Here is a 12,237-nt window from a genome sequence, read left to right as displayed (position 1 = left end):
ACAATCTGAGGCAGGTGGCTTAACCTCGACTGAACTAAACCGGGGCAATATCACTACATCGTCGCCTACCAGACGCTGCACCGTTCGGCGCGAGTCAGGGACGGGGATACCGCGCTCATCATCGGTGCCAGCGGCGGCATTGGCACGGCGCTGCTGCAACTGGGTCGGCTGGCGGACTTGAAAATGTACGGCCTGGCCTCGCGGAGCAAGCAAGCCATGCTGGGCAAGTACGGAGCGATGCCGATTGACTACCACACAGAGGATTTCGTCGGAGTCATGCGCCAGATGGAACCGGGCGGGCTGGACGCAGTCTTCGACGGCATGGGTGGGGACTACCTGCCGCGCGGGTTCGGCTTGCTCAAGCGCGGCGGCGTCTGGGTGAGCTACGCCAACCCACGAAGTCTTTCGGGCATGGCATGCCTGTTGGGTCGCGTCCTCTGGCGCAACCTGCTGCCGGATGGCCGCAAAGTCGTGCTCTACGGAACTGGCGCCTCCTACCTCAACCGGCGTCCCTTCCTGCAAGACTGGGCAGCGCTCTTTGAGCTGCTTGGCGCAGGCCGAATCAAACCTATCATCGCGGCCCGGTTTCCGCTGTTGGAGGCTGCCCAGGCCAACGCCCTGCTGGAAAGCGGCCAGGTCATCGGCAACATTGTTTTGTCGGCACCGGAATTGTTGTTGGTATAGATGCCCAAGACAAAGCCGCCCAAGTAGCGTATCCCGCCTACGACCCCACGCACCTTTTGACGGAGTCTCCGAATGACATAATTGATGGGAGTAAAAAATGAAAAACAATACGATCATATCTCAGAATTCCATGAATCTTATGGTCTATTTCATTCTCGCCTGCGCAGTCTCATGGGCAATTGCAATCCCGCTCGCACTAACCAACCAAGGAATGATCCAACCAGTGTTTCCCCAATGGGTTCATTATTTCGTGTCTTACGGCCCCATGCTTTCTGCGTTGATTGTCACCTGGGCGACTCAGGGAGCGCAGGGGTTAAAAGAACTCTGGGGTCGAATAACCCTATGGCGTGTCGGTGGTATCTGGTGGCTGGCAGCCTTATCTCCCCTGGTCATTGGTTTTGTCGCGGTCCTGGCAATCAATTTGTTCACCGACAACAAAATCTCGCTTTCCGAGTTAGGATTAGTTCCCTTTCTGCCTCCCTTGGGAATCGGTGCACTGTTCCTATGGATATTGACCTCGGGTATTGGAGAAGAAATCGGCTGGCGAGGATACGCACTCCCTCGCTTACAGAAAGACCACAATGCACTTTACTCAACACTTATCCTCACCCTCTTATGGGCATTGTGGCATTTGCCGCTGTTCTTCTATTTATTTGACCCCGCAGTAGCCCCTGGATGGGTTTTCGCATTATATGCTGGGGCAATTGTATTTACCTGGTTGTCGAATAGCACAGCGGGCAGTATCCCGATTGTAGCTGTGTTTCATGGCTGTTTCAATTACATGACATCAGCGAATGCGGGCAATGGTTTGCTTGCAACTGTAGTAAGCATGATGGTCATGGTTTGGGCCGTGGTCGTGGTTGTTGTTTACAGGCCCAAAACCCTATCAAGCAAAGGTAAATTTGTGGTTTAGTCTGACCATCAGTAAAAACGTTCCGCCTGACAAAGTGTGGGGCCGATGCAGTTGTCGAGTGCGCTGCTAGTGAATGTGGACAACGACACCCTGCGCCGCATCCTGGACAATCCCGAGGCGATGGCCGCCGTGGAGCGCATCGAGGGCTGGCGCGCGCTGGGCGACAACATCATCGAGACCATCATCAACAAGAGCGACAAGGTCAAGGAGCTTAAGAAGAAGGGCCAGAACACAGACCTTACTTCGAAAGAGCCAATGCGCTTAAGTCCACACATTCAGGCAGCACAGCCGATCAGACCCTTCCGTGGGGTGTTGAGCCCGCCCTGAGCGTCGTCGAAGGGTGATCGAAGGGCTCAGGGTGATCCCGACACCCTTTTTTGATTTCACGAGAAAGGCCTGGCTAGTTGGGACGGGTGTATTGAGGGTCGTGAATGTTGCCAGTTGTATGGTTTGAGGTTGCCGGTGGCCCAACTTGCTACACTGAAGCTTGTGCGCATTGCCTTTGCCGAGAACCTCGAGTACACCCTGGGAGCCCGCGACCTGCTGGAGGGGGTGAGCCTGGAACTGCGCCACGGCGACCGGCTGGCCCTGGTGGGGGCCAATGGTTCGGGCAAGACCACCCTGATGCGCCTGCTGATGGGGGAGTTGCAGCCAGCGCGGGGCCGGGTACACCGGCCCGAGGGGGTGCACCTGGAACTTCTTCCCCAGGATCCCCAGTACAGCCCGGGCGAGACCGTGGAGTCGGTGCTCCAGCGGGGGTTTGCCCGGGTGCAGGCCATGGAAGCCGAACTGGCCAGACTGGAGGTCAACCTGGCCGACCCCAGTACCTACCACCGCTGGGAAGAGCTGCACCAGCGCTTCGAGGCCATTGGAGGCTACCAGCAGCGCTCGCGCTACCAGGCCGTGCTCAAGGGGCTCTTCCTCGAGGGCCGCGAACAGGAGAAGACCAGCGTGCTCTCGGGCGGCGAGACCCGCCGCCTGGCGCTGGGAGCCTTGCTGCTCTCGGGCTCGGATGCGCTCTTGCTGGACGAGCCGACCAACCACCTCGACCTGGAGATGACCGACTGGCTGGTGAGTTTCTTGCAATCCTATGGCGGAGCTACCGTGACCGTCTCGCACGACCGGCAGTTCCTCGACCGGGTGACCGGGCGCGTGGCCTGGCTGCGCAGGGGCCGGCTCCGGCTTTACGAGGGCAACTACTCGGCTTTCCGGCGGGAGCGGGCCACCCAGGAAGAGCAGGAGGCCCGCGAGTATGCCAACTGGCTTAAGGAAAAAGAGCGGCGGGAGGGCATTCTGGAGCAGGCCCAGCGCTGGGCGCACAGCAGCGCCAAGCACGCCCGGCGGATGCACAGCCTCGAGGCCCGCATGGAGCAGTTTTTAGAAGAGACCGTTCAGCCTCCCGAGGCCGACGATCCCACCGTGCGCATCCGCTTCCCGGTAGCCAGGCCAGTCTCCGCCGAGCGGGTGCTGGAAGGCTGGGAGCTGCAAAAAAGCCTTGGGGGGCGTGTGCTGTTCAACCTTCCCAGTCTGCTGGTTCGGGGCGGTGAGCGCATTGCCATCATCGGCCCCAACGGCGCAGGCAAGACCACCTTGCTCAAGGTGTTGTTGGGGCTGCTGCCCTCCGACCACCCCTCGGGGCGGGTCAAAACCGGGCCGGGGGTGCGGGTGGGCTACTACGATCAGAAACTCTCTGGCATCGGGTCAAACCTCATCGCGCCCCCTCTCCCGACTGGAACGGCTGGGGGTGGGAGTTGGGGGGTGGGGGCTGACCCGGAGCTGACCCTCTTCGAGACGCTGTACCGGCTGCTGGGCGAGAAGGCCCATGCGGCGCTGGGGGGCTGGATGTTCCCCTACGAGGCCCAGTTCAAACAGGTAAAGAACCTTTCGGGAGGGGAGCGGGCGCGGCTGGCCCTGCTCTCGCTCTCGTTGCAGCAGGCCAGCCTGCTGGTGCTGGACGAGCCGACCAACCACCTCGACTTAGAGACCGTGGAAGCCTTAGAGCAAGCCCTGCTGGCCTACCCCGGTACGCTGCTGCTGGTCTCGCACGACCTCTTCTTCCTCGATCAGCTCGCTACCCGCACCTGGCACTTGGCCGACGGGCAGTTTGCCGACTACCCGGCCCCGCCCAGCGAGTACCTGAAGCGCCGCAAGGCCCGGGTGGCGCCCAGCAAAGCCGAGGCTCGAGGGTCGAGGCTTGAGGGCCAGACCCCTGATTCCAGGGCCGTATCAAAGGTCAAAGGCCGCTGGCACCTCGAGCGCGAGAAAGAGCGCCTGGAAGCCCAGATTGCCGAACTGGAGGTGCAGCTTCAGACCCTGCACGCCCGCGCCGTTCAGCCCGGCCTGCACCACCGTGAGTATGCCCAGATTGCCGAGGAGCAGCAGAGTCTGGAAGCCCGGCTGAGCCAGGCTTTTGAGCAGTGGGCGGAGGTGTCGGGGCAGCTGGAACGCCAATAGTGAGTATCGCATTCGCTGCTAAGGCAGAGCCACTGCTAACATCGATTAATCACCTCCGCGGTAGCATTTGGACTTTATAATACGAGCAAATGCAAGATGCTCTTGAAAGAGCTCAGGCGTTGTTCGAGTTCCTGAAAGAACTTCAAAACATCAGGAGCCCTTTCCCCCTTACATTAGAGCAGTACACCTGGGAACACAGGCTCGATTCGTTACCAACTCACCCAGAAATAAAGTTTGTTGGGTACTCGGACGACGATTCTGACTATGTGCTTTGTGTAGGCCGGCCAAAGATCAAACCTCCCCCTGCCTTGCCTGACGAACTAAAAGACTGGATCACCTCCGAAACCGCAATCAACGACCTCTTCTCACGGGGACCGACCTTTCGAGAGTCACGCCAGCATGAAACCCCAGCCGGTGTAGTTGAGGTTGCCTTCACTGATGATGAGCGGCGTGTCAGAGCAGGGCAGGACTGGTTGGCTCGGTGGCGTACTTGGGCTGAAGCTGAGCGCCCGGCCAGGCAGGCGCTAAGAGTCTTCGAAGAGTTTTACGGACTTAAAGGAAGGCTTGACCGTGAAGGCGACCGGTTTGAGCTGGTGTTGGGAGACGGAATTCTGAGCTGGCAGAACCAAGATACCGCCGTATACCACCCTATCCTGCTGCAACGGGTGCAGCTTGAGTTTGATGCCAACAAGCCCGAGTTTCGCATCGTCGAGGCTGATTCCACACCGGAACTCTATGGCCCGGCTGTAAGAGCGGTAGGAGCGCTTAGTGAGAATCAGAACCAGAACGTAGAGGCTGATCTACGTAAGGAGCTGGGAACCAAAGAATACCACCCGCTGGCCCCCGAGACAGATGCGTTTTACAACTACGCGGCGAATCGCCTGAGCGCAAAAGGCCAGTTTATTGGGGCGGGCTTCCCGAAGAAAGATGCGGACACGCCGACCATTGGCCGGTCAGCGGCGCTTTTCCTGCGCCCACGCAGCCAGGGCTTTTCCAGAGCTATCGTAGGGGTTTTGGAGGTTCTGCCGAAGCGCATAGATACCCTTGTGCCCCTGCAGAGGGTGGTGGGGGTAGAGAAAAAAGATGCGTCGGTTGCCGCACTCAATCCCGCATCGCACGAACCAAGTATCCGTGAATGGGACGTGCAAGACGTATTGCTGAGTAAGCCTGCCAACCGCGAGCAGCTACTGGTTGTGAAGAACATGCAAAAGCATTCGGGTACGGTGGTGCAGGGGCCGCCTGGAACAGGGAAAACCCACACCATCGCCAACCTGATCGGCCATCTACTGGCTCAAGGCAAGAGCATACTCGTTACAGCCCACACTGCCAAGGCGCTTCGCGTTCTGCGCAACAAAGTGGCCCCTGAACTACAACCGCTGTGTGTCAGCGTTCTGGATAACGACCAGGAAAGCCGGCGGCAGCTTGAGGATGCGGTGGCGCACATTGCTCAAAGACTCGGGGAAGGCCCGGAAAAACTAGAGAAAGAGGCCCCTACCCTAGCCAAAACGCGTGACAGGCTTCTTACAGAGCTCGCCGAGAAGCGACAGCACTTGATTGAGGCGCTGGGTGGCGAGTACCGCGAGGTAGTGGCTGCAGGTAAGGGTTTTGCCCCTTCGGAAGCGGCCCGGTTGGTTCGCCAGTACAAGGAGGAGAGCCTCGACTGGATACCTGGGCGAATTTCGTGGAATACGCAACTGCCGCTGTCTTTGAACGAACTCGAGGAACTCTACCGATCCAATGTCAGCCTCAATTTGACCGACGAGGCCGAGCTAAGATCTGGACTGCCCGAACTGGAGGATCTTCCGAGTCCCCCACAGGTCGAGGAGTGGTGCAAGCTCATTCGCGAGCCAGTCGTACCTGGCAGCGAGAAGGCCGAATTGTGGCATCGTGAGCCCAGCTTGGATCAGCTCAAGGATTTGTCTGAAGCACTAAAGCGACTTCTTACCCCGCTGCAAAAAAACGAGCCCTGGCAGCACGCGGTCATCATGGCTGGCAGCGATCCTCACCTAACTTCTTGGAGGGAACTCATTAATCAGATCGAAGCTACCTGGAAGCTCGGCAGCGAAGCATTGGAATTGTCTATTCGGTATGCCCCTTCGTTGCCAGCCGATCTACCCCCATCAGAACAAGTCCGTCTGGCCGGGGAAATTGTTGAGCACTTGAGGAAAGGCGGTAAGCTCGACGGAGTAAAGCTTTTACTTAAGCCAAAGTGGAAGGCCTACGCCCAGAAGGCAAGGGTCATTTCCGGTAAACCGAAGACACTCGACCACTTCCTGGCGCTCTGGATGCAAGCCCGTCTGCGCGAGGAGCGGCAACAGCTTATACAGCGTTGGACGGCCCTCGTTGTCACGGCAGGCGGGCACAGACTGGATTCCCCTGAGCCAGAAAAACAGGTCAAGCAGCTCATACCTTTATTGGAGGAAGGGCTGCGATGGTACTCAGAGCTGTTCCAGCCTTTCCAGCACCGGCTCAAAGAAACTGGATTCGACTGGGACGCCCTGCTACGGCCTCAGCCACCGAACTTCACTCCCACCGGTGAGCTTTTACGCTGGCAGTCGGCGCTGGAGCAGCTTGACTCCATCCTGCGAGCCAAGTGGGTGCGGGCACAACAGGCTTTGGGCGAGAAACTGGTAAAGCAAGCCCTGGGCAGAATTGACCCGAAGCGAAGTCGGGTTAGCGCCGGCCTGGCCCGCGCCCTGGAGCTGCGTTCCCCTTCGGACTACGCCGATGCCTATAAAGAAGCCCAGCGATTGCAGGGGCTGATGTCCCTATACAAACGCCGCCTATCCTTGCTAAAACGACTGGGGCTGGTAGCCCCCGACTGGGCCCAGGCCATCGAGAAGCGGGAGCGGCCGCACGAGTCCTCGGCAGTGCCGAAGGAGCCCAAGATGGCCTGGCTGTGCCGCTTGCTGGCACAGGAGCTGGACGCCCGCTCCGCTCAGTCCATCCACGCCCTGCAAGCCGAGATTGCAGAGCGCGAGAAGCTGTTGCTACGGATAACAGCCGAGCTTATCGAGTGCAAAGCGTGGAGCGCGCAGCTACGCAAAACCAGCCTGGATCAGCAGCAGGCGTTGCTGGGCTGGCTGAACACCATCAAGAAAATTGGCAAGGGAAAAGGCAAAAAGGTACCGGAACTGAAGGCCAAGGCTGCCCAGCTGATGACGAAATGCCGCTCTGCTGTTCCGGTCTGGATTATGCCGCTGGCCCGCGTGGTTGAGCAGTTTGCTCCTGAAAGCGACCTCTTCGACGTAATGATCGTTGACGAGGCTAGCCAGACCGACCTCTTCGGCTTGATTTTGCTCGCAATGGCCCGCCGGATTGTCGTGGTAGGGGACAACGAACAGGTGAGCCCACTGGCAGTTGGAGAAAAAGTCGAGGAAGTGGCGCATTTGCAGCATCTCCTTGAAGAAAAAGGCGTTCCAAACGCCCATCTTTACGATGGCAAACGGTCGATCTACGATATTGCCGATGGATCATTCCGTGGCCTGGTGAGGCTGCGCGAACACTTCCGCTCGGTACCCGAGATCATCCAGTTCAGCAATATGCTTTGCTACAACGGGCGGATCAACCCCCTGCGCGAGTCGGGCCACTCCCACCTGAAACCTGCTGTTCGGGCTATTCGAGTAAACGGTTACCGTGAGGGAGATCGCAACCCAGTTGAAGCAAGGGAAATCGGGGACATAATCAAGCGCTGCATCGCCGACCCAATGTATGCCGGTAAAACCATGGGTGTCATCTCGATGGTTGGAGAGGATCAAGCTTTGCTGATCGAACAGATGTTGCGCCAGGAGATTTCTCCAGTCGAATGGCAAGACCGCCGCTTGCTGTGCGGGAACGCCGGGCAATTCCAGGGAGATGAGCGCGATGTGATGTTCTTGTCTTTGGTGGATGTGAGCGAGGGAACTCCTTTGCCCCTTCGCGATGCCGACCTCTGGCGGCAGCGCTTCAATGTGGCAGCCAGCCGGGCCAGGGATCAGATGTGGGTGGTGTATTCACTTGACCCGGCAGTTGACCTCAAACCTGGCGACCTCCGCCGCTTGCTGATCGAGCACGCACTGAATCCTGAGCGTTCCCTCGAGCTGCTCAAAGTAGAGGGTGCCAAGACCGAGTCGCCCTTTGAGCGAGAGGTGTTAGAACACCTGGCCCGCGCTGGATACCGTGTGCGAGCCCAGTGGCCGGTTGGCGCCTACCGCATTGACCTGGTGGTCGAGGGTGCCGGCAAGCGGATTGCTGTGGAGTGCGATGGCGACCGTTTCCACCCTCCGGAAAAGTGGGAGGAGGATCTGGAGCGCCAGCGGATCCTCGAGCGCCTGGGTTGGCAGTTCATTCGTATTAGAGGAAGTAGCTACTATCGCGATCCAATCACTACAATGGAATGGCTGTTCAGCGAGCTAAAAGAGCTTGGCGTGACCTTAGAAGTTGGCGCGGAATCAACACCCCAAACTACATTATCGAGTAACATGCCCATCAACACTGAAGTTGAATCCCACCTGAAGACAATGCAAGTAATGAGTGTTGAGAATAACCAGCCGCTGCGAAGCGACCCATCTGCAGGTGGCAGCGCTCAAAATCAAATTGTTGATTCTTCCGACTTTGCCTCCGACACTTTACCGCCCCAGTCGAGAGACGGTGTGGTTGAAGGCCACACTTCCCTTAGACCATCAAGACCGACTAGGAACACGTCATCTCAGCAGAATGAGCTTGCCCCAGAAGACCAAGCCAGGATTAAGCTGGTACTTGCTACAGACCCGGACTTGTGGTTTGAGCTGGCGCGGTGGGCAAAAGAACGTGGTCATTTTGCAGGTTGGGAGCGCAAACTGATTTTTGGCTTAGGTATTTTTGTGAAAAGGGGACACATCTCTTACAAACAGGCCCGGCAAGCCGTACGTTTATTAGAGCAAGCCAGGCAGTACGGCTTTAGGTCGTCGAAAGCAGGCTCATAAAGCTAAAGACGGCAGGAAGCAACTTCGCTGCCGTCTTGGGTTATTCCAACGCCTCAATGGAACTGGGCCTCCTCGGTCGAGCCCACCAGGGCCGCTGTAGAGGCCTGTCCGGCGGTGATGGCCATCAGCACCTCATCAAAGTAGCCCGCGCCCACCTCGCGCTGGTGCTTGACGGCGGTAAAGCCCTCTCTCTCGGCGGCGAACTCGAGCTGTTGCAGCTCCACAAAGGCGCTCATGCCGCGCTCTTTGTAGCCCTTGGCCAGCTCGAAGGTGCGGTAGTTGAGGTTGTGCCAGCCGGCCAGGGTGATGAACTGGAACTTGTAGCCCATGGCCCCCAGCTCGCGCTGGAAGTTGGCGATGGTGGCGTCGTCGAGGTTCTTTTTCCAGTTGAAGCTGGGCGAGCAGTTGTAGGCCAGCATCTTGCCGGGGAACTGCGCATGCACAGCATCGGCGAACCTGCGGGCCTGCTCGAGGTCGGGGGTGCTGGTCTCCATCCAGATCAGGTCGCAGTAGGGGGCGTAGGCCAGGGCCCTGGCAATGCAGGGCTCGATGCCGTTGCGGAGGTGGTAGAAGCCTTCGGGGGTGCGGTTGCCGTTCTTGACAAAGGGCTGGTCGCGCTCGTCAATGTCGCTGGTGAGCAGGGTGGCCGACTCGGCGTCGGTGCGGCAGATAATCACGCTGGGCACCCCCGCCACATCCGCCGCCAGACGGGCCGCATTGAGGGCGCGGATGTGCTGCTGGGTGGGAATCAGAACCTTGCCGCCCAGATGGCCGCACTTCTTCTCGCTGGAGAGCTGGTCTTCCCAGTGCACCCCGGCGGCCCCGGCCTCAATCATGCCCTTCATTAGCTCAAAGGCATTCAGGGGGCCGCCAAACCCAGCCTCGGCGTCAGCCACGATGGGGGCGTACCAGTAGCGCTCCGATTTACCCTCGCTGCGCTCGATCTGGTCGGCGCGGGTCAGGGCGTTGTTGATGCGCTTGACCACCGCCGGAACCGAGTTGGCGGGGTAGAGCGACTGATCGGGGTAGGTCTGGGCGCCCAGGTTGGCATCGCCGGCGACCTGCCATCCCGAAAGGTAGATGGCCTCGAGGCCAGCCTTCACCATCTGCACGGCCTGCGCACCCGTGTATGCGCCAAAGGTGTTGACATACGGGCGGCTGTGCAGCAGCTCCCACAGCCGCTCGGCCCCCACCCTGGCCAGGGTCTGCTCGGGAAGTATGCTGGGGCGCAAACGCACCACATCTTCAGGCGTATAGTCGCGCTGGATGCCCTTCCAGCGGGGGTTGGTCTCCCATTCACGGCGGAGTTTTTCAGCTTCCAGCTTCATCTCGGGGGTGAGTTTGGACATGGTCTTGCCTCCCGTTTCCGAGTATGAAGCGAAGGGTCAAATCTCTGTATGTGTATATCAAGATCTGAGACACCCACAAAAACGTGTACCTTATTCCTGGCTACACTTGACGAGTTATACACTGATGTGTAGGTAGGCCATCTGGAAAGTCGGCCCGGTAGCAGCCCAGAGGAGAGCTGCAAAAAAGGATGGATCGCTCGACCCCCTCGCTGCCGATGCTGACCCCGCCATCGGTGAAGCTACTCAAATACTTAAGCACGGCTAAAGGCGGTCACAAAAACATGAGCCGCATCTGAAGGGCTGCCGGGGTATTTTCCTTGGGTAAGGAAGGGGAACCCTATGAAATACAACTTTTTGCTGGGGTTGGCCGTAGCTGTTCTGCTGGCAGGCTGTGGTGATTTAACGGCGAACGATAACCCTCCTGGTGGAGGCAGTGCAACCGCCACTCCGGCAGAGAGTTCGGGGGCCAGCAAGAGCTTTGATGACAGCGCCAGCAAGGTGATGCAGAGTCTTCCAGGGGAGTTGGCGGGCTATCTCGGCAACCTGAACGCGCCGGTCAGCATTGACCTGGGTCGCTTGTTGGGACTGCCCGGACTGGGGGGCTCCAGCGCGGCCATGGTGGAAGCGCCGGGGGGAGGGGTCACGGTGCAGGCCACCGAAACCCGGCTGGTCAGAGGTAGCTGGGACTGCACCAGTGGAAGCTGCGTGCGCACCGATAGCGACGACTATCTGGTGCGCTGGCGTACCGCCCAGGGCCAGACCGCAGAGCTGCTGCTGGACTGGAACGGCTCCACCAGCGGAACGGCCTCGGCTACGGTGCTGGGGCATTACAGCGCCAGCAACGAGGCCCTCTTCGAGGCCCCCACCCGGCTGGTGGGTTCGATTCGGGTGGGCAGTGTCGAGGTAGCCAGCCTCAATCGGACCAGCACCTTTCCCGATAGCCGCTGTGTGAGCGGGCGCAAGGTGCTGGATCTGCCCGACCAGATGAAGGTGGCAGCCTTTCTGGACAAAGCAGGAGCCGGGCGATTGATTGAGGTCAGGAACCTCGAGTGGAACATCGGCAGCAACATTACCACCAGAGGGGAAATTATGGCCAGGGCGGGTGGCGAGACCGTGAACCTGGTCTGGGATGTGACCACCAGCGGCAATGTGGTGCGGGCTCGCTGCGGTAACTTCGCCAGCATTCTGGCCAACAACATGCGGGCCAGCGCCTCGCTGGGCAACCTCAAGAAAACCTTTGCCCTGAGCTTCGAGGCCACCGAGTTCCGCCGCGATCCGCTCTTCATCACCTTCTCCAGGGGCAGTGTGCAGTTCGATGGCAAGTCCGCCGAGTTCAAGGGCACCCTCAACGATGCCAACCGCAACTGCATTCTGGGCGAAAACCTGACCCTGAGTTTTGCAGGCGGTCAGAACACCAGCCTCGAGAAATACCTTACCGACCACCACGCCGCCAGGCCGTGTATACGCTGATTGAACCAGAAAACCAGTACGTGATGAAAACCCCGAGCCCAGCCGCTCCAGAGCAACTCCCGCGGTTGGTCTGCCTCTGTGGCTTGAGAATGAACTGCTTGCCTCTGGCCCCACCAGTCCAGGAGTTGGGACTCGAAACACAGGTGGCCTGGCCGCAGTCCCCCTAGCGCATCTGAGCCGGGGCCACCATGTTGAAGCGCCCCCCACCCTCCAGGAGCAGGGTAATTCTTACCGACTCGCCCTCTCTCAGCGGTGCCGAGCGCTTCTCGCGCAGACCATAAAGCATCAGGTGAAACCGACCCGGAAGCAGCTCGAGCCGCCCTCGGGCCGGAACTTCCAAGCGGTGTACCCGTTGCATCCCAACGGTATCCAGCCGCTCGCGGGCGGAACCCGGAACCGGCACACTCTGGTGGAACTCGGTGCG

The 12,237-nt window shown here is 59.3% G+C and carries 8 protein-coding genes; 6 read left to right on the top strand and 2 right to left on the bottom strand.

The genetic code is table 11. The features are described 5' to 3' along the window. Window positions 1-57: 57 nt before the first annotated feature. The 5 genes from Q0288_RS13700 to Q0288_RS13680 all read left to right on the top strand — a co-directional run bounded on the left by Q0288_RS13700 (window position 58) and on the right by Q0288_RS13680 (window position 8,994). On the top strand, window positions 58-684 hold the full coding sequence (locus tag Q0288_RS13700) for a zinc-binding dehydrogenase (protein WP_366914770.1): 627 nt from the start codon (window positions 58-60) through the stop codon (window positions 682-684). 97 nt (window positions 685-781) lie between these two features. After that, window positions 782-1,597, top strand: coding sequence for a type II CAAX endopeptidase family protein (locus tag Q0288_RS13695; RefSeq protein WP_299431386.1), 816 nt, complete (start codon window positions 782-784; stop codon window positions 1,595-1,597). Between the two features lie 45 nt (window positions 1,598-1,642). Then, window positions 1,643-1,924, top strand: coding sequence for a hypothetical protein (locus Q0288_RS13690; RefSeq protein ID WP_299431383.1), 282 nt, complete (start codon window positions 1,643-1,645; stop codon window positions 1,922-1,924). 162 nt (window positions 1,925-2,086) lie between these two features. Further along, complete coding sequence (locus tag Q0288_RS13685; protein ID WP_299431380.1) at window positions 2,087-4,051, top strand: ABC-F family ATP-binding cassette domain-containing protein; 1,965 nt, start codon at window positions 2,087-2,089, stop codon at window positions 4,049-4,051. An 89-nt stretch (window positions 4,052-4,140) separates the two neighbouring features. After that, complete coding sequence (locus tag Q0288_RS13680) at window positions 4,141-8,994, top strand: AAA domain-containing protein (RefSeq protein ID WP_299431377.1); 4,854 nt, start codon at window positions 4,141-4,143, stop codon at window positions 8,992-8,994. A 53-nt stretch (window positions 8,995-9,047) separates the two neighbouring features. Here Q0288_RS13680 and aceA read toward each other — a convergent pair whose 3' ends face one another. Beyond that, complete coding sequence (gene aceA, locus Q0288_RS13675) at window positions 9,048-10,343, bottom strand: isocitrate lyase (protein ID WP_299431374.1); 1,296 nt, start codon at window positions 10,341-10,343, stop codon at window positions 9,048-9,050. 339 nt (window positions 10,344-10,682) lie between these two features. Here aceA and Q0288_RS13670 point away from each other — a divergent pair, with 339 nt between their 5' ends. Beyond that, window positions 10,683-11,813, top strand: a complete 1,131-nt coding sequence (locus Q0288_RS13670) for a hypothetical protein (protein ID WP_299431372.1) — start codon at window positions 10,683-10,685, stop codon at window positions 11,811-11,813. A 163-nt stretch (window positions 11,814-11,976) separates the two neighbouring features. Here the strand turns inward: Q0288_RS13670 and Q0288_RS13665 are convergent. Beyond that, window positions 11,977-12,237, bottom strand: a 261-nt coding sequence (locus Q0288_RS13665) for a copper chaperone PCu(A)C (protein ID WP_299431369.1), incomplete at its 5' end; no start/stop codon positions are given.

It is taken from the genome of uncultured Meiothermus sp. (assembly GCF_937863175.1).
Classification (GTDB): domain Bacteria; phylum Deinococcota; class Deinococci; order Deinococcales; family Thermaceae; genus Meiothermus.
Note: the sequence above shows the minus strand (reverse complement) of the source record. Positions and strands in the feature narration are given on the sequence as shown.